Annotated in this window: 15 protein-coding genes and 1 pseudogene; 6 read left to right on the top strand and 10 right to left on the bottom strand. The window is 63.0% G+C overall.

Features of this window, described 5'->3' with window-relative positions:
- The first annotated feature begins 69 nt into the window (after positions 1–69).
- Complete coding sequence (locus tag ACH79_RS28165; RefSeq protein WP_161853839.1) at positions 70–576, top strand: hypothetical protein; 507 nt, start codon at positions 70–72, stop codon at positions 574–576.
- A 75-nt stretch (positions 577–651) separates the two neighbouring features.
- Here ACH79_RS28165 and ACH79_RS28160 read toward each other — a convergent pair whose 3' ends face one another.
- The gene (locus ACH79_RS28160; RefSeq protein ID WP_161853838.1) at positions 652–1,011 is read right to left on the bottom strand and encodes a hypothetical protein; all 360 of its coding nucleotides are present in this window, start codon (positions 1,009–1,011) and stop codon (positions 652–654) included.
- Here ACH79_RS28160 and ACH79_RS28155 point away from each other — a divergent pair.
- Positions 1,010–1,897: a dienelactone hydrolase family protein gene (locus ACH79_RS28155; protein ID WP_161853837.1), complete on the top strand. Its 888-nt coding sequence runs from the start codon at positions 1,010–1,012 to the stop codon at positions 1,895–1,897. The two genes, ACH79_RS28160 and ACH79_RS28155, sit on opposite strands and share 2 nt — an antisense overlap.
- 29 nt (positions 1,898–1,926) lie before the next feature.
- Here the strand turns inward: ACH79_RS28155 and ACH79_RS28150 are convergent, their stop codons facing one another.
- From ACH79_RS28150 to ACH79_RS44350, 4 genes are all read right to left on the bottom strand, one after another.
- Positions 1,927–3,627, bottom strand: a complete 1,701-nt coding sequence (locus tag ACH79_RS28150) for a ShlB/FhaC/HecB family hemolysin secretion/activation protein (RefSeq protein WP_246738732.1) — start codon at positions 3,625–3,627, stop codon at positions 1,927–1,929.
- 400 nt (positions 3,628–4,027) lie between these two features.
- Positions 4,028–9,817 carry an MBG domain-containing protein gene (locus tag ACH79_RS28145; protein ID WP_161853835.1) on the bottom strand — a complete coding sequence of 1,930 codons (5,790 nt, stop codon included), beginning with the start codon at positions 9,815–9,817 and terminating at the stop codon, positions 4,028–4,030.
- Between the two features lie 428 nt (positions 9,818–10,245).
- Positions 10,246–10,398 carry a hypothetical protein gene (locus tag ACH79_RS43200; RefSeq protein WP_202639369.1) on the bottom strand — a complete coding sequence of 51 codons (153 nt, stop codon included), beginning with the start codon at positions 10,396–10,398 and terminating at the stop codon, positions 10,246–10,248.
- A gap of 226 nt (positions 10,399–10,624) precedes the next feature.
- Positions 10,625–11,122, bottom strand: coding sequence for a hypothetical protein (locus ACH79_RS44350; protein WP_161853834.1), 498 nt, complete (start codon positions 11,120–11,122; stop codon positions 10,625–10,627).
- Positions 11,123–11,241: 119 nt separating this feature from the next.
- Between ACH79_RS44350 and ACH79_RS28135 the strand changes: the two genes are divergently transcribed.
- Positions 11,242–11,460, top strand: a complete 219-nt coding sequence (locus ACH79_RS28135; RefSeq protein ID WP_371419290.1) for a hypothetical protein — start codon at positions 11,242–11,244, stop codon at positions 11,458–11,460.
- Complete coding sequence (locus ACH79_RS43190; protein ID WP_202639055.1) at positions 11,457–11,624, top strand: hypothetical protein; 168 nt, start codon at positions 11,457–11,459, stop codon at positions 11,622–11,624. The genes ACH79_RS28135 and ACH79_RS43190 overlap by 4 nt, the downstream gene beginning before the upstream one ends.
- A gap of 35 nt (positions 11,625–11,659) precedes the next feature.
- On the opposite strand, the gene ACH79_RS28130 is transcribed toward ACH79_RS43190, so the two are convergent.
- Positions 11,660–12,190, bottom strand: a complete 531-nt coding sequence (locus tag ACH79_RS28130) for a gamma carbonic anhydrase family protein (RefSeq protein ID WP_161853832.1) — start codon at positions 12,188–12,190, stop codon at positions 11,660–11,662.
- 72 nt (positions 12,191–12,262) lie between these two features.
- A complete protein-coding gene (locus ACH79_RS28125; RefSeq protein WP_057860212.1) occupies positions 12,263–12,592 on the bottom strand; it encodes a hypothetical protein in 330 nt (109 codons plus the stop codon).
- Between the two features lie 219 nt (positions 12,593–12,811).
- On the opposite strand from ACH79_RS28125, the gene ACH79_RS28120 reads away from it, so the two are divergent.
- A complete protein-coding gene (locus ACH79_RS28120; RefSeq protein WP_202639054.1) occupies positions 12,812–13,525 on the top strand; it encodes a hypothetical protein in 714 nt (237 codons plus the stop codon).
- 132 nt (positions 13,526–13,657) lie between these two features.
- Here the strand turns inward: ACH79_RS28120 and ACH79_RS28115 are convergent, their stop codons facing one another.
- Together ACH79_RS28115 and cysE are read right to left on the bottom strand one after the other, a co-directional pair.
- Positions 13,658–13,876 carry a DUF3126 family protein gene (locus ACH79_RS28115; RefSeq protein WP_025590201.1) on the bottom strand — a complete coding sequence of 73 codons (219 nt, stop codon included), beginning with the start codon at positions 13,874–13,876 and terminating at the stop codon, positions 13,658–13,660.
- A 107-nt stretch (positions 13,877–13,983) separates the two neighbouring features.
- Entirely contained in the window at positions 13,984–14,811 is an 828-nt protein-coding gene (cysE, locus tag ACH79_RS28110; RefSeq protein WP_161853831.1) for a serine O-acetyltransferase, read from the bottom strand.
- Between the two features lie 206 nt (positions 14,812–15,017).
- Here cysE and ACH79_RS28105 point away from each other — a divergent pair.
- Positions 15,018–16,373 (top strand): annotated as a pseudogene (locus ACH79_RS28105) (hypothetical protein); the annotation flags it as partial.
- A gap of 15 nt (positions 16,374–16,388) precedes the next feature.
- Here the strand turns inward: ACH79_RS28105 and ACH79_RS28100 are convergent.
- Positions 16,389–17,141 (bottom strand): alpha/beta fold hydrolase, encoded by a 753-nt coding sequence (locus ACH79_RS28100; RefSeq protein ID WP_161853830.1) that lies wholly within the window; start codon positions 17,139–17,141, stop codon positions 16,389–16,391.
- Between the last annotated feature and the right edge of the window lie 49 nt (positions 17,142–17,190).

The following is a 17,190-nucleotide window of genomic DNA, read 5'->3' as shown; positions in this document are numbered from 1 at the left end:
CCCGGGTTTTAGCGGCAGCATGGCTGTGCTATTTTGGAACTTTGGAATCACGTCCGGATTTGGAGTCGCATGATCGAACTCACCCCCCGGAGTGCCAGCCCCATCGCGCGTTTCGGCGGACAGCCGATTGCGATCGCCGCTGTGGCCCTCGTCATTGTCGTGCTTGGAGTTAGTTCTATCGCCCTGTGGCGCGCCTATACCGGCAGCGCTCCCGAGACCGATCGCGCAGTCGCGGCCCGGCAGTTGCAGGCGCGCACGGCGCAGGCATCCGAGCAACTGGTCGAGAAGACCAAGGGCCTGGAAGCGACGCAGCAGGAATCGATCGATCAATTGCAGGTGGTGCAGGACCAGTTGCAGACCGTCCGCCGCCTGCTCTCCGCGCAGCAGGCCGATAACAAGAAGCTTTCCGAGCAGGTCGGAACGCTCACGGAGGCAATCGAAGGCTTGCGGCAATCCTTTGCCAGCGCGCAGGCCTCCGAACCCGCCGCATCGCCTGCGCCGCGCAAGCGGTCGGTCAAGGCAACGCCCCGCTCCAGCAGGGCGGCGAACCGCAGCCGCGCCAAGGCGCGCGGCTAACTGGCCGGGACCGAGTTCGGCGACAACATTCTTGCTCGGGTTTTGTCTGGCCGGTGCAGCGATCTTCAGCGCTCACTATGGCAATCGGCCGATTTTCATCACTGACGTCGGCCGCGAAATTGCACCGGCCTTGCGGCGGGATATTTTCCACAAGTTGCGGCAGGCGTTGCCGCAACTTTTTTCCACTTTGTGAACTGGTTCACACATCGCCGGATGAATCGCGGGCATCCTGAAATTCACCGGATGGCGTGAGCCGATTTCAATATCCGGGGCTGGCAAGGTCGTTGACGGTATACTGCGTCGACGGCCTTGTTTTTTTTGTGCCTCATTTTTGGGCGTTGCACTGTGCCCCCGGCTGACATCTCCCAAGCAGGTGATTTGCGCTCGCGCCGGTTTGCAAGCCGAATGCGCCTCCCAAAAAAGGAGAGCCGCCATGAGCGCCGAATCCCTGCCGACCTCGGATGTCATCGGACTGACCAGGGTCGCACCATTCTCTCGACGTGGCTTCATGACCGCGTCGGCCGCCGTGGCGGCGGGCTACACGCTGGCGGCCGGACCGGTGCGTGCCGACGTGATCAAGACCGACACCAACGGCCTCACGGCCGGTGACGCCATGATCAAGCTCGCCGACGGCGAGATGCCCGGCTATTTCGCGCGGCCTGCCGGCGTCAGCAACCCGCCGGTGGTGCTGGTGGCGATGGAGATTTTCGGCCTGCACGAATACATCAAGGACGTGACGCGGCGCCTTGCCAAGCTCGGCGCGTTCGCGGTGGCGCCGGACTACTATTTCCGCAAGGGCGTCGATCTGACCAAGATCGCGGATATTCCGCAACTCATGCCGATCGTGAATTCGAAACCGGACGCCGAACTATTATCCGATCTCGACAGCACCGTTGCCTGGGCCAAATCGCAGGGCGGCGACGCTTCGAAACTGGGCATCATCGGCTTCTGCCGCGGCGGACGCACGGTGTGGGAATATGCCGCCCACAGCGACGCTCTCAAGGCAGGCGCCGCGTTCTACGGTTCGCTGGTCGATCCGCCGAACCCGGTTTGGCCGAAGAGCCCCACACAGCTCGCAGCCGAGATGAAGGCGCCCGTGCTCGGCCTCTATGGCGAAGCTGACACCGGCATTTCCGTCGCAATGGTAGAGACTTTCAAGGCAGCCCTTGCGACCAACAAGAAGGCTGCCGAGTTCAAGATCTATCCCGGAGCCCCGCATGGTTTCCACGCCGACTATCGCCCGAGCTACCGCAAGGACGCGGCCGAGGACGCCTGGTCCCAGATGCAGGCCTGGTTCAGGAAGTACGGGGTGTTGAGCTAGCTTCGATCTGTGAACCGAAACAGCGGCCCTCAATAGCTGACCGATGCCTGCACCGATACACGCCAGGACCCGGCCGGGGTGTGCGGGCCGTCAGTCAAGGCCGTCGCCGCCAGCAGCTTGGAATTGAAGTTCGCTCCGGCCGCAAAATCGAATCCGGCGCCGACCGAGGACAGCGTGGAGTCGCGCCGGGAGAACAGATCCCGCCCCCAGCCGACATCGGCCAGCAGGAACGGCGCCAGCGTGCCTGGCATCCAGGAGGGCATGTTGGGTATCGAAGCGTAGAGCGAATTGCGCAGGATCAGGGCCTGGTCGACCGCACCGTCCTCGGTCACATAACCGCGCACGGCGTGGATCCCGCCGAGCCCGATGCGCTCGGTGTCCGGAAGCGGCTTGGACGACGCCAGCACGGATACTTCCGATTTCAGCGACAACCCCTTCGGCAGCGGCGTCACGCGGCCATACTCGAGGGTCACGAAATTGGTTTGCGTGTTGGTGACGCGGCCGTTGGTGAAGACGCTCCAGGCGTTCGAATTGTTGCCTGGCAGAACGCCGCCGGGATTGGACTTGAAACGGACATCGAGGGTGTTGGTGCCCAGATTGTCCGACCAGCGCCCGTTCCATCCAACCACCAATTGGGCGACGTCGGCGCTGCCCTCCGCGACCGGCGTACCATCGAAGATAGTCGTGCGTAGCTGGTGCTTGAGCTCGACGCCGCCCAACAGATCACCGGCCGTCGCGGGCAGCAGATCGGACAGCGCGGTGCGAACGATCGCCGAGGCCTGGCTGGTTTCGGTCTTGATCCGGAAAAGATTGTTCGGCCGCTCGTTGGTCAGCACGTGGTCGCCGACGACTTCGAGGCTCGTGCGCAATCCGAGCGGCGTCAGCAGCCGCCCCGCCTGGCTGACATATCTGGCGTCGTCAGGCCGGCTGAACAGCCCATCGTCCATCCAGAAATTTCCGCTGCCGGTGAGCTGATAGGACGCGACGATATCGGCGGACGGCGCCCCGCTGGCACCGACATAATAGCGGTTGCGGTCGGTCAGCAGCGTGCCGCTGTTGGCATAGCCGGCGTACACCTGCCATGGCTTGCGATCCGTCACCTGGATGTTGACGTCGGTCATGCCCAGATCCTTGCCGGGACCGAACACCGCTTCGACCTGCCGAAACGGATTGCGGTTGGCCCAGTCGAGATCGGTCTCGAGCTTGCGCGCATCGATTTCCTGTCCGGGGACAAGGCGGATGCGGCTGGGCGGATAGCGCTCGGGCGCGGCTCCCGCCACCTTGATGTTGGCGACCTTGAAGGGGATCACGCGTAGCTGCAGCACGCCGGTCGACACTTCCTGCGGCGGCAGCGTGATCGACACAAATGGCCGCCCGGCGTCGCGATAGGCTGCGGCCACGGCTGCCTGCACTTCGGCAATGACCTTGCGGCTGAGCGGCTGATCGAGAAATGACATGAGTCGCTCGCGCAAGTCGGCGGTGTCGATGCCGCTAACCTGCTTCACATCGATACCCTTCGCGCCGCTTACCGGCTTCGCGCTGGCGTTTGCTCCAATCAGGACGATGGCTTGAACATTCACGCCGAGCGGCGTCGCATCATCGCTCTTCAACAGATCGTCGGCACCGACCTTGATTGCCGGCGCGCGACGCGGCGGCTCCGGCGGCAGATTGCGCTCCACTATTTGCGCCTGCGCGATGGCGTCAGGCGCAATCGCAACGGCGCAGGCCATGAGCAAGGCGCAACGCCTGCCGATTGCACTCTCATGGCGCGCGGAGGTCCGCGTCCACCGTGTCGGCGATCTGAAATGTTTGGAGAGCGCCAGCATCATGGCGACCGGAGCCCGTCAAACCTTCGGGATGTCGACATGTAAGTTCGCATGAGGCTGCACGCTTCCGACGTTCTGTCGCACACGGCGAACAATGAAGAAGTCAACCATTATGGTTTCTCGATTAATAACGGTTTAAGGTTGAATTTTAGGTGCAACAGAACTGCAGCGTGTATACGGTTGAATTGCTGACGACTGCACCAACTGCTGCGTGCAGAGCCACTGGTTGAAGGCCAGACGCCACTTCCAAACAGGAGAATTTTCTAACGACGCACGCAATGCGCGCAGTTTCACGCAATCAACGTCAATTGTCGGCGAAGGCCGGCAGACGCGTCTGCATCGTATCGACGAATCTTGCGCGCGTGCCGATGCGCCGGTTGTTGGGATGAGGAAGCTCGAGACACTGCCTGGAAGTGCAGGCGATCGCGGCAGACGATTGCTCGATGCTCTCGGACTCACGCATCTGCCCGGGCGGCTGCGGCGCACGCAGAGCCACCCGCGACTTCACATAGGAGCCGAGTTCTGCAATCGGTATACGCGGTGCGGCTGCCGGCGTAATCGTGAGATTCGCGCCAACGAAAGTGAAGGCATAGTTCGATGAGGCTGCCAGCGTGCCCTGCGTGATGCCGTAGTCTCCGGCGTTGCTCGAAGCCGTCGCCGATGTCACGAGCGTACCCGACAGCGTATCGCCGTTGACGAGACCCGCGCCGCCGACGTGATAGGTCAATGCCGGATTGGCATCGCCGTAGACCCGGCTCTTCGCATCGGCCGTCACCGTGATGGCACGCTGGGTGACGGTCAGGTTGTTGCCCGCATAGTTCAGCGCATAATTGCCCGAGGCGGTGAGCGTGCCCTGCCCGATACCGTGGACGCCGACGTTGCTCGCTGTCGTCGCTGACGTCGCCAGCGCACCGGACAGTGCGTCGCCATTGACGAGGCCTGCGCCGCCGACCTGGTAGGTCAGCGCCGGATTGGCGTCGCCATAGGCGCGGCTCTTGGCGTCGGCCGTCACCGTGATGGCACGCTGGGTGACGGTCAGGTTGTCACCTGTATAGGTCAGCGAATAGTTGCCCGAGGCGGCCAGCGTTCCCTGACTAATTCCGTAGACACCGACGTTGCTCGCTGTCGTCGCCGACGTCGCCAGCGCACCGGACAGGGCGTCGCCATTGACCAGCCCAGCTCCGCTGACCTGATAGGTCAGTGCCGGATTGGCATCGCCGTAGACCCGGCTCTTGGCGTCCGCCGTCACCGTGATGGCGCGCTGGGTGACGGTGAGGTTATTGCCCGTATAGCTCAGCGCATAATTGCCGGAAGCCGCCAGCGTGCCCTGCGTGATCCCGTAGGTGCCGACGTTGCTCGCTGTCGTCGCTGACGTCGCCAGCGCACCGGACAGTGCGTCGCCATTGACCAGACCCGCACCGCCGACCTGGTAGGTCAGTGCCGGATTGGCGTCGCCGTAGGCGCGGCTCTTGGCGTCGGCCGTCACCGTGATGGCACGCTGGGTGACGGTCAGGTTGTCACCTGTATAGGTCAGCGAATAGTTGCCGGAGGCTGCCAGCGTTCCCTGACTAATTCCGTAGACACCGACGTTGCTCGCTGTCGTCGCTGACGTCGCCAGCGCACCTGACAGGCTGTCGCCATTGACCAGCCCAGCCCCGCTGACCTGGTATGTCAACGCCGGATTGACGTCGCCGTAGGCGCGGTTCTTGGCGTCAGCGGTTACCGTGATCGCGCGCTGAGTGACGGTCAGGTTGTCGCCCGTATAGGTCAGCGCATAATTGCCCGAAGCCGCGAGCGTTCCCTGCGTGATCCCGTAGACGCCGACATTGCTGGCAGTGGTCGCCGACGTCGCCAGTGCGCCCGTCAGGCTGTCGCCATTGACGAGGCCCGCGCCGCCGACCTGCCAGGTCAGCGCCGGATTGGCGTCGCCATAGGCTCGGCTCTTGGCATCGGCTGTCACAGTGATGGCGCGCTGGCCAATCGTGAGGTTGGCGCCGTTGTAGGTCAGCGCGTAGTTGGAAGATGCGGTGAGCGTGCCCTGGCTGATGCCATAGGTACCGACGTTGCTCGTTTCTGTCGCCGACGTTGCCAGTGCACCCGAGAGGCTGTCGCCATTGACGAGTCCGGACCCGCCGACCTGCCAGGTCAGCGCCGGATTGGCGTCGCCATAGGCTCGGCTCTTGGCATCGGCCGTCACTGAAATGGCGCGCTGGCCAATCGTGAGATTGGCGCTGTTGTAGGTCAGCGCGTAGTTGGAAGATGCGGTGAGCGTGCCCTGACTAATGCCGTAGGTGCCGACGTTGCTGGTTGCTGTCGCCGACGTTGCCAGCGCGCCCGACAGCGTATCACCATTGACCAGCCCCGCGCCGCCGACCAGATAGGTCAACGGCGGATTGGCGTCGCCATAGACGCGGCTCTTGGCGTCGGCCGTGACCGTGATCGCGCGTGGCGTGACCGTCAGCGTGGCCGGCGTTTGGACCAGGCGATAGGCCTGTCCGGCGGTGCTTACGACGCTGCCGCCAGCCGTGATCGCGTAGCTGCCGACATTGGACGTCGTCGTCGCCGCCGTCGACAGCGACAGGCCGGAGAGAATGGCTGATGTGTCGCCCGTGTGCAGGCCATAGTACGTATAGGTGAAAGCCGGGTTGGCATCGCCGTAGACCCGCGACGCATTGGCGGGATCGACGCGCAGGACATGGTTGACGCCGTAGAGCTGCGGATAATAGCCGGCGCTCGGCGCCGACCAGACATTGGCGAAATCCCAGCCCGCGTAGGTGATGGCGTAGTTGACCGGATCCTGCATCTGGCTGGTCGTCAGGCCGATCCCGCCGGTGACGGTCCCGGTTCCGATGGCGGAGTTCCGGCCTGTTGTCACCGTGTCAAAATAGGAATCGCTGACGGTACCCCACTGACCACCGACCAGCCCGCCGAGATTTCCAAGGCCGCTCACCGCCCCGGCCGCGTAAGTCTGGGTGATGGTGCCGAGATTGAGGCCGGCAAGACCTCCCGCTATGAAGCCCCCGACCGCACCGGTGGCGTAGGCCTGCGTGATCGCGCCCTCATTCCTACCAACAAGCCCGCCGACATAGTAATTGCTGGGGGTGCTGACCGTCACGTTGGCATAGGACTGCGTGATATTGCCCGTCGCGGTGTTCTTCCCGACCAGCCCGCCCACATCATCGTTGGTGCCGTTCACCGCGCCTGTCGCATGGGATCGCACGATGGTCCCGGCGTTATTGCCGACAAACGCGCCGACATCCCTCCTGCCGGTTACAGCGGCGCCGATGAGACCGACGTCCTGCACCGTTACGCCCGCGCCAACATATCCAAACAGTCCGACATCGTCGGTGGTCGATCGATTGATGGTCAGGTTGGCAATGGTACGACCTTGGCCATTGAACGCTCCGGTGAATTTCGTGGCGGTGCTGCCGATCGGGAAGAAGCCCGCCGCCGACCACATGCCGGGATATTTGCCTCCGGTGACAAGGTCGCTCGAGAAGTCGATGTTGGATGTGAGGTTGTAGCTCGCACCGAGGTTCATCGCCATCAGCTGAAGCTGGTGCGCGTTTGCGATATTGGTCGAATATTCCCACTGCCCGAATGGACGGGTTTGGCCTTCGATCGAGAACCAGCCGGTAGACTTGTTGCCAGCGGTGAAGCTGAAACCTACATAGGCACTCTGCTTGTACGCGTAGTTTGCCGCCGCCGACTGCGCGGGATCGCTTGTCACTGCAGTCACGCCGCTCGACGCGGTGCCGGTACCGATTCCGCCAGCCTGACCCGTCGTGTAACTGTCCCAGTAGGACTGCGTGATCGAGCCGCCGTTGTAGCCGAGCAGCCCGCCGACGCCGGACGTGCCGCTGACAGCGCCGGTGGCATAGGACTGGGTGAGCGAGCTGCCGGCGAAGTAGCCAACCAGTCCGCCTACATTCTGCCCGCCGCTTACGGACCCTGTGGCATAAGCCCGCGATATGTTGCCGCCGTTCACGCTCAACCCGGCGATTCCGCCGGCATAGATCGACGGCGCGCTCACTGTGGCGGTCGAGTAGACATTCGACAGCGGCCCGTAATTGTAGCCGACGATGCCGCCCGCGCCAGCATTGCTGGTGACCGTTCCTGACGTGTAGACGCCCGTGATGGTCCCCTCGTTTTTGCCAGCGACGCCGCCGGTGGCCGTGCCGCCGGTGACGGACACATTCAGAATCCCCAGATTCCTCACTATCGCAGAGGCGCCGTTCCAGCCGAACAGCCCGACGTATTGGCCGGAGGGCCGATTGATACGGAGATTCGAGATGGTTTGGCCCTGGCCGTCAAAAGTCCCCGTGAAGAGGGAGATGCCTCCGACCGGCGTGAAACCCGCGCCACCGTTCCAGGACGCGGCAGCGCTGGCGTCAACGTCGCGGCCGAGCGCATAGACGCCTGCGAGATTGTTTTGGATATTCTGCAGGTCAAAGATAGTGTTGACCAGCATAGAAGCATTGAGCGTAGCGCCGCCGGTGACGTTGCCGCTGAAGTTGGTCTGCGTCGGCGCCGTGTATTTGGTGGTGTTGATGGTCGAGCTGCTGCCAGTCGGATTGTAGTAGATCGAGACCGTTCCCGCGGTCGACACCTGCCCGCCGCCGAACGTCACGGTGCCGGTGCCCGTGCCGGCATTGTCGGCGCGCAGCACGAGGCCACCGCCGCCGCTGCTGGTGATGTTGGCGTTGACCGCGATGTTGCGATAGGCGCTCAGCGTCAGCGTCGCGCTGGTCGACCAGCTGATGCCGCTGGCCACCGTGATGTCGCCGCTGCCGCCGCTGCCGGCCGCATTCGTCTCCTGGGTGACGTTGCTGCCGCCATTGAGCGCGGTCGCGATGGTGCCGGCAAGCGTCGAATTAATCGTGAGATCCACAGGATCGAGCAGCCAGGTGCCGCCGGGACCGGCATTGACGCTGCCGCCCGCGAAGTCGAACGTATGCCCCGACGTCTCGATGAAGCCGCCGCGCAGCCCGGTGGCGCTGATCGCGCCGCCAAACGACGTCGTGCCGTCCGACCACACCACCACATTGCCGCCGGCGCCCGACGTGCCGTCCGCCGTGATCGTTGCGCCCGCCTCGATCGTCGTGTTCTGCGCATTGGCGATGGCCTGCGGGAGGAATTTCCGCGTAACGTCCGATCCGCCGGCGCGGTCGCCGCCGATCAGCACGGTGCCGCCTGACGTTCCGCTGGCGCCGATCTTTGCACTTGACGTCAGGGTGACGTCCTTGCCGGTCACCACCACGGTGCCGCCCGCACCACTGCTGCCTTTGGCCGTGATGGCGCTGCCGACCACGACCTTGTCGCCGCTGACCATGATGTCGCCGCCGGTGAACGAGCCCGGTCCGGCAACGTTTGTCCGCGCCGGCACAGCATCCGCCTGGATGCGCCGCGCCACCACCTTCTGCGTTACATTGACCGAACCGCCCTCGGAGGTGAGGAAAACTCGGCCGCCCTTGTTGGCAACGCCCGTTGCCGAGATCGCACCATTGGTGTTGCCGGCTAGCGCATAGATGTTGCCGCCATTGGCGCGCAATTTGCCCAGCGAGCCGTCGCTCAGCAGCACCTCGCTGCCGGACGCCATCGCGGCGGTACCGTTACGCGCGGTCAGCGAGCCGTCGTTACGCACCTGGCGCGCGATCAGGACGACGTCGCCCTTCGACGCGCCGATCTTGCCGAGATTGACGACCGAGGCGTTGCTGTTGCCGCTGAAGGTCAGCGCACCTCCGGCCCGGAAATCGGTGTTCTTCACATCCAGCGTCGAGGCGACGAAACTGCCGCCGGTCTTGATCACGCCGGTCGGTCCAACGACGATTCCCGACGGATTGACGAGATAAACCGAGCCGGTCGCCGATACGACGCCGTTGATCGACGACGGCACGTTGCCGGTAACGCGGTTGAGCGTCGCGCCGCCGCCGTTATTGAACTGGACCTGGTAGCCCTGCCCCACCGAAAAGTTCGACCAGTTGACGATGCCGGTCCGGCTCGATTGGGTGACCGTCAGACTGGTCGGCGACGTCGAGCCGATCGAAACCTTCCCGCTGACCACCGTTCCACCAGTCGGCAGAGATTGCGCCATCGACGGTTGCGCGCAACTGAGGCCGCATAACAGCGCGATCAGGCTGACGGAGGCTCGAAAATCCCTGGTGGATGATTGGATGGACGACGAAAAACACGACCTGGATGAGACGATCATTGAACCACCATCCGCTTAAGGCGGCACCGCAAACTTTTCGTCTCCCAAATTCTTTGTCAGACATGCACGCTTTCGTGCAGATGGAACCTGACAGGTTCCCATCTAAGGATGTATCAAGTAACAAGCGCAATTTATCGGAAAATTGCAGATATCGGGCGTGAAGCCAGCCGCCAGGCATTGCGCGAGACAGACCGCGCAATGTCACGTCCGCTAAAGCGTGATGACTTTTCTTCGAATCGTCATCCCGCTTTATCTTTTTGTTTGAGCATGATCTTTTCGGAAAACCGCTGCACACTTTTCCGGATCATGCTCTAGTGCGGGCCGTCGCTCTTGCGATGCGGTCTGGACATCCGACGCAGCCTGGACAACGTCTGCTCGATCTCCCAGAACATCCAGACGAACGCCGCACCCAGTGCAACCACCACCATCAAAAACATCAATGTCAATTCGGGCGCTGTAAGCATTTCAACATCCCCCATGCGATGCGGAAGGGATCAGCAAGAATATCAAACAGCGGCCTCGGTGTAGTATCACCGAGACGGCGCTGTTCATTTGGGCCTGACCGGATCAGACTCAGACCTGCACGGGTCGGATGCGCGTCGGATCCTCAGATCCCGGATCAACTCTAGGACGAGTTCTCGGAAGTGGCTGGGTAATTTTGCTCACTTCTACGCGATTGTATGAGGAAGATCAGCAGCCGCGGCAAATGCTCTTGATCTTGCGATCGACCGTTTTGTTCTCTTCAGCGATTGCTGCGTCAACGCTTCCTGACCCCGCCGATCTTCCCGAGCCCGTCGTTACACCGCTTTCGGTGTTGACGCCGCGACCTGACGACTGGGCGGAGCCTGCAGTGTTGGTGCCCGGCGCAGGCGGTGACGCAAGCTTGGATGGGTTCTGCGCGCCGCTCGGGTCTTCGCCGGAATTGTTCAATCCGCCCGGACTGGCCGGACCAGGCGGCACGCCGGTGATGCCTTGCGTGCCCGCGCCCGCCGAGCCCGCGCTCGGCGATCCGGCGGCGCTGCTGCTGCCCGCGGAAGGGCCACTTGCCGCGCCGCTTGCACTGGCTCCACCGGCGCTCGCGCCTCCTCCGGTGCCGCCGCTGCTTCCACTTCCGCTCTGGGCGAGTGACATGGCCGGGGATATCAGGATTGCGAATGCCGCAACTGCGGCTACAGATAACAGCTTCATCGGAAATCTCCTTTTTGGAGCAACGATGGCTCCCGGACCTGGTTCCTGCCGGAACGATTCCCGCGCCAGATCATTCAATCACAACCGCTCGACGCCCGGAGTGATCGCGCTTGCGCAAATTGATCGCCTTCGACGACGACACGTTCGACAAGCTCAAACAGCTTGCCCGTGACCGGATGGCGACATTTCAGGAACTGGCCGACGAAGCCTTCGCGGACCTCTTCAAGAAGCACGGCATTCCCATCGACCTCAAGGATGCGCTTAAAAAGAGCGCCGGCGTTTCGAAAGCCGCGACGGCGCGGAAGACGAGATCGAAAACCGGAAGGACGCCCTCATGAATTCCGACCCGGACCCTTTCGAGCAAGGCCAACTCGCCGCGCGTCAGAACATTCCCGCAGAAGCCAATCCGTATCAGAACGGCAGCGAAGAGCATGCGCTGTGGGCCGCCGGGCATGAAAAGGTCGCCGGCCCTCGCGAAGCCAACGAGAGCGAGGGAAGCTGAGCCGCGTTTGAATATCGGATGCAGACCGGCGGTCTTCAGCCGATCTTTTTCAGTCCGTTTTTGAATCGCGGTCCGTTGAGCGCGTAGAATTTCGCGGCGCTTCCCATCGCCGTCACCTGCTCGGGTGTCAGCGTGCGCGCCACGCGCGCGGGCGAGCCGAGGATCAGGGAAAATTCGGGATATTCCTTGCCTTCAGTGACGACCGCCCCCGCGCCGACGATACTGCCACGGCGTATCCGCGCGCCGTTCATCACGATCGAGCCCATGCCGACCAGCGTGTCGTCCTCGAGCGTACAGCCGTGCAGGATGACATTGTGGCCGACGGTGCAGTTCTTGCCGATCGTCAGCGGAAAGCCGCGATCGGTATGGCAGGTGGAATTGTCCTGCACGTTGGAACCTTCGCCGATCTCGATCCATTCATTGTCACCGCGCAGCACTGCACCGAACCACACGCTGGCGGAATTCAGCAGGCGCACCTTGCCGATCACGACAGCGGTATCTGCGATGAAATAGTTTCCGTTTGCGGGGAGTTCAGGCCCCTGCCCGTCGAGTTCGTAGATCGCCATAACAAAAGGTCTCCGTTGGTGGAGACCTTGGCATAGCCGCTGGTGTGGGATCAAGCGAACAGGCCGGCAGCCTCAGGCCAGCACACCCGCGGCACGCAGCGTCATCAGGAAGAACGTGCCGGACATCATGCTCCAGAATCCGGAAAGCACGGTCGCCATCATCACGAATTCGAAGCGGCGGCGCTCGATCTTCGCGCCGCGCAGCGTGTTGCGCATGATGATGAAGGGTGCGGCGAAAACCAGAAACGGCACGGCCGCAAATGTCTTCGGCGCCACGCCCTCGCCAAGCAACCCGAACCCCGCCGGCCGCTCCGCCATCGCCTGATAGCCGCTGGCGAGCGCGCCTGCGAACGCAAAGCCGATGCACAGGGCGAACAGGGAATTCAACGCTTCGGGCGACATGACAACTTCCGCTACTCGACAAACCGCGCGCCCTGCTTTCGCAAAATTGGCCGGCGGCCGCCACAGCATCCTTAAGGAAAGGTTAACAACGGGCCGCCGGGACCTCGTTTGCGCATGGCTTGAAGGGCTCGACTCCCGCGAAATCATGAGGAAATCACGCGCCCCATGGCATATTCGCGGAATGATTCGCCTGGTTCCTTCCCGACCGATGCTTCATTCATGACCCTGCTTTCGACGGCCCAGCACCTTGCCCGCGACACCCGCAGGGACCCGCGCTCGCACATGATCCTGATCATGGCCGCGGTAACCATTGCGGCGGGCGCCGTCGCGCTGGTCGCCTATTTGCTGTGGCCGACCTGGGTGGCGCGGCCCGCCAGCGCCCCCGGCCGGTTGCCCGTCAGCGTCGGCGCCACGCTCTTCAACGTGCCGACAGCCGCCATCCGGCGCAAGATTCAGCGCCACTCGGGCCCGCAGGAACGGGTCGATCTCAGCTTCGTATTCCCATCGCTCGAACCGCCGGATGCGCCGAAGCACGTCAGCGCCGATACCGTGGAGGAGAAGGTGCAGCCGATCGACCGGATCTTCGTCTCGATATCGGCCCACCGCGATGCGCTGGCGCCGGACATGCGGGTGCGCACGATCTATCCGCGCTACCTTGAGCAGAAGGCAACACCGATCGACGATGGATTGACGATGCGCGCCTTTCGCGACGGCTCGCCCTACGCCAATGAGGACCTGTTCTCCGCCACGTCGCCGAGCCTCAACGCGCGCTGCTCGCGCGATGGCCAGACGCCCGGCATGTGCCTGAGCGAGCGCCGCGTCGACGGCGCCGACCTGACGTTCCGTTTTCCACGGAGCTGGCTGTCGCAATGGCGCGACGTTGCGAATGCAATGGAGCGGCTGACGGCGCAGATGCGCGGGCCGAGGGGCTAGCTGCGGACTCGTAGCTTGGCAGGGTGGGCAAAGCGTAACGTGCCCACCGATTATCTTACTTGCATTGTGAGTGGTAATGGTGGGCACGGCGCAATTGCGCCTTTGCCCACCTGCAAGGTCGCGGCACGCGCCTCAGCCGACGTCGGCCAGATCCTCCTCGAGGATCGCCATCTGGAACTGGAATGAACGGTCGTCGTCCTCGTCATCGACGAACAGCACGCCGATGAACTCCTCGCCAATATAGACTTCGGCGGAGTCGTCCTTTTTCGGGCGCGGCACGACGCGGATCTTGGGATTGCCGAATACGCGCTTGAGATAGGCGTCGAGCTTCCTGACTTCCTGAACGTCCACGGCGGTCTCCAATCGGATTCTTTGAATTTCCGGGAGGTTTTTAGGACGAGACGGCGCAGACTACCAGCCGTAACTTCACAAATACGGCTGGCAGAAAGTGTGGAAAATCAAAGGCCGATTGCGCCGAGCATCTGATCCATAGTGCGCGACGGCTCCGCACAGCCGGCTTCGCCCACGATCTTGGCTGGAACGCCTGCAACCGTGACATTGTGCGGCACAGGCTTGACCACCACCGAGCCTGCCGCGATGCGTGCGCAATGGCCAATCTCGATATTGCCGAGAATCTTTGCGCCCGCCCCGATCAGCACGCCGCGCCTGATCTTCGGATGACGGTCCTCGTTCTCCTTGCCGGTGCCACCCAATGTGACGCCGTGCAGAATCGAAACGTCGTCGTCGATCACGGCGGTCTCGCCGCAGACGAAGCCGGTGGCGTGATCGAGGAAAATGCCGCGGCCGATCCTGGCGGCGGGGTTGATGTCGGTCTGAAACACCGCCGACGACCGGCTCTGCAGGTAGTAGGCGAAATCCTTGCGGCCCTTTTGATAGAGCCAGTGCGCCAGGCGATGGGTCTGCAGCGCGTGAAATCCCTTGAAGTAGAGCAACGGATCGATGAAGCGCGAGGTTGCGGGATCGCGATCGTAGACCGCGACCAGGTCGGCACGGAACGCATTGCCGAGATCGGGTTCGTCGCGCAGCGCCTCGTCATAGGTCTGGCGGATCAAATCGCCCGATAGCGCCGAATGATCGAGCCGCTCGGCGAGACGATGCACCACCGAATCTTCAAGGCGGTCGTGATGCAGTACGGTCGAATAGATGAAGGAAGCGAGCTCGGGCTCGCGGCGGACGATATCTTCCGCCTCGCCCCGGACACGGTCCCAGATCGGATCGAGTGCTGCGAGCTTTGATCCCTGCGGATTGACCTGATGCACTGCCATGGTGGCTCTCGTAAATTCGCTTGGTTGGCCGATATGATAGCACGGCGGGCGGACGGCTGTCCCGGGCAGGCTTCGGCAAAGTAAACCGCTGCCAAATGCCGTTCGGGGTCAATTCAAGGTGGTCAATCAATTCCGGAAATCAAGCCGGATAATGTCCGACTATTGGTCAATTTCGGCCGGCCGGCCATTTCCGGATGCTGGGGTCAATGGGGGAAAGTCGCATCAGCACGCAGATATTGCAGGCGCGGACCGCTGCGGATGCGCGGGCCGCCTGGATTGCCGCCGTCGCCATCCCCTTGATGTTGCTAGCCCCCGCCCTGTGGAATGGCTATCCCCTGCTCCAGTGGGATACCGGCGGCTATCTGGCGCGGTGGTACGAAGGCTATCTGGTGCCCAGCCGCTCCACCACGTTCGGCCTCTATCTTCATTTCGGCGAGGATTCGAACTTCTGGATCAACCTCGGGTTCAACGCGCTGGCGACGTTGTGGATCCTGCAGTTGACGCTGCGCGTGCTGGGCCAGCCCCAACCATTGCGACTCCTGGCCATGAGCCTCGTGCTGGTCCTGACCACCTCGCTGCCCTGGCTGGCCAGCACGCTCCTGACCGATATTTTTGCGGGCCTCGCCGTGCTCGCGTTCTTCATCCTGGTCGCGCAGGGCAAGCGGACCTCGATCCCGGAAAAGTACCTCCTGTTCGGCCTCACCGCTTTCGCCACAGCAACGCATAGTGCGCCGCTCGCGGTGCTGTTCGGACTGTGCTGCATGGGGTGGATCGCGCGCCCCTTTCTGCGCGGGCGGATCTCCGTTTCCGGATTGACGCAAGGCAGCCTCACCATCGTCGCCGGAGCTGCGCTGCTGCTCGTGACCAATTTTGCACTGTCCGGAAAACTGGCGTGGACGCCCGGCGGTTACGGCGTCGCCTTCGGGCGCATGCTGCAGGACGGCATCGTCGCGCAATATTTGCGCGATCATTGTCCGAAGCAGAACTTCAAGCTCTGCCCCTACCGCGACCGGCTTCCTGCTACGGCGGACCAGTTCCTGTGGGGCAACAGCATGTTCAACACGCTTGGCCGCTTTCAGGGACTGAACGACGAGATGGGCTTTATCGTGCTGCATTCGCTGGCCGAGTATCCGGCCCGGCAGGCCAAGTCGGCGCTGACGGGGACGGCTCAGCAACTGATCCAGGTAGCCACCGGCGAAGGCATCGGTGTCTGGCTCGGCCATACCTACGGAATCATCGAGCGCTTTCTTCCTGCACAGGTGAAGCCGATGCGCGCGGCGCAGCAGCAGCGCTGGCATTTCGACTTCACCGCGATCAACCGGATTCACATTCCCGTCGCACTGGCATCGATGCTGCTGGCGGCGATCCTGTTCGGCCACGGCGTGCTGCGCCGGCCGTTCGACGATCTCACTTTGCTCGCCGGCACGGTCACATCAGCCGTGCTCGGCAACGCCTTCATCTGCGCGGTGATATCGGGCCCACATGACCGCTACGGCGCGCGGATGGCGTGGCTTGCGACCACCGTGGTGCTGATCGCGGCTGTCAGGCAATTCGCCGGAGAAGACGCACGCGACCGCTCATTGTCGCCGCGACAGGAAGTCGGTGACGCCGATCTTGTAGACCTTGTCGCCGACCGCGCGCATGTGATCGCGGTTCGGAATGTCGAGCACCTCGGCACCCGGAATGATTTTCCCGAGCGCCGCGGCTGAGCCGGCGATTTCGTCTCTGGTGCCGACCGCGATCAGGACCGGCACGCCGATCCCGGCGGCTTCCTCCGATGTCATCAAGCGCCGCGAACCTCGCAGGCAAGCGGCCAGCGCACGGCGATCGGAACGGGTCTGGTCGGCGAAAGCGCGAAACGTCCGCCCGACCGGATCGGTCACGTCCTCCAGCGACGGCGCCTCCAGCGCGATCGCCACGTTCTCGCCGGGGCCACCGCCCTCGATCAGTCCGATTCCGATGCCGCCGAGAATTGCCGATCGGAGCCGCTGCGGCTGCTCGCGCGCCAGGATCGCCGTCATGCGCGATCCCAGCGAATAGCCCATGATGTCGGCGCGCTCGATTCCCAAATGATCCAGCAGCGCGATGACGTCATCAGCCATGATGGCGATCTCGTATTGTGCGGAATCGTAGAGCTTTTCGGAATCGCCGTGGCCGCGGTTGTCGAGCGCGATCACGCGACGGCCGTCTTTCCTCAGATCGGAAACCCAGGTCGGATAGACCCAGTTCACGTTCTTGCTGGAGGCAAAGCCGTGCACGAGGACGATCGGATCGCCCTCGCCTTCGTCGAGATAGGCAATTTCGACAGCGCCGTTATGAAAACTCGGCATCATCAGTTCCATTTTTCGGGGATTGGAATTCGCGACCTTGCAATGACTG

The sequence above is a fragment of the Bradyrhizobium sp. CCBAU 051011 genome, from assembly GCF_009930815.1.
GTDB lineage: Bacteria > Pseudomonadota > Alphaproteobacteria > Rhizobiales > Xanthobacteraceae > Bradyrhizobium.
The sequence above is the reverse complement of the archived record's forward strand: the minus strand, read 5'-3'. Positions and strand labels throughout refer to the sequence as shown.

What these genes read in the sequence shown, in the direction of transcription:
- ACH79_RS28145 (WP_161853835.1), bottom strand. Translation starts at nt 9,817, where the DNA reads ATGGCGCAATCTCTGCCGACTGGTGGAACGGTGGTCAGCGGGAAGGTT.
- ACH79_RS28130 (WP_161853832.1), bottom strand. Translation starts at nt 12,190, where the DNA reads ATGGCGATCTACGAACTCGACGGGCAGGGGCCTGAACTCCCCGCAAAC.
- ACH79_RS28150 (WP_246738732.1), bottom strand. Translation starts at nt 3,627, where the DNA reads ATGGCCTGCGCCGTTGCGATTGCGCCTGACGCCATCGCGCAGGCGCAA.
- ACH79_RS28160 (WP_161853838.1), bottom strand. Translation starts at nt 1,011, where the DNA reads ATGGCGGCTCTCCTTTTTTGGGAGGCGCATTCGGCTTGCAAACCGGCG.
- ACH79_RS28155 (WP_161853837.1), top strand. Translation starts at nt 1,010, where the DNA reads ATGAGCGCCGAATCCCTGCCGACCTCGGATGTCATCGGACTGACCAGG.
- ACH79_RS28165 (WP_161853839.1), top strand. Translation starts at nt 70, where the DNA reads ATGATCGAACTCACCCCCCGGAGTGCCAGCCCCATCGCGCGTTTCGGC.
- ACH79_RS28100 (WP_161853830.1), bottom strand. Translation starts at nt 17,141, where the DNA reads ATGCCGAGTTTTCATAACGGCGCTGTCGAAATTGCCTATCTCGACGAA.
- ACH79_RS43190 (WP_202639055.1), top strand. Translation starts at nt 11,457, where the DNA reads ATGAATTCCGACCCGGACCCTTTCGAGCAAGGCCAACTCGCCGCGCGT.
- cysE (WP_161853831.1), bottom strand. Translation starts at nt 14,811, where the DNA reads ATGGCAGTGCATCAGGTCAATCCGCAGGGATCAAAGCTCGCAGCACTC.
- ACH79_RS28120 (WP_202639054.1), top strand. Translation starts at nt 12,812, where the DNA reads ATGACCCTGCTTTCGACGGCCCAGCACCTTGCCCGCGACACCCGCAGG.
- ACH79_RS44350 (WP_161853834.1), bottom strand. Translation starts at nt 11,122, where the DNA reads ATGAAGCTGTTATCTGTAGCCGCAGTTGCGGCATTCGCAATCCTGATA.
- ACH79_RS28125 (WP_057860212.1), bottom strand. Translation starts at nt 12,592, where the DNA reads ATGTCGCCCGAAGCGTTGAATTCCCTGTTCGCCCTGTGCATCGGCTTT.
- ACH79_RS43200 (WP_202639369.1), bottom strand. Translation starts at nt 10,398, where the DNA reads ATGCTTACAGCGCCCGAATTGACATTGATGTTTTTGATGGTGGTGGTT.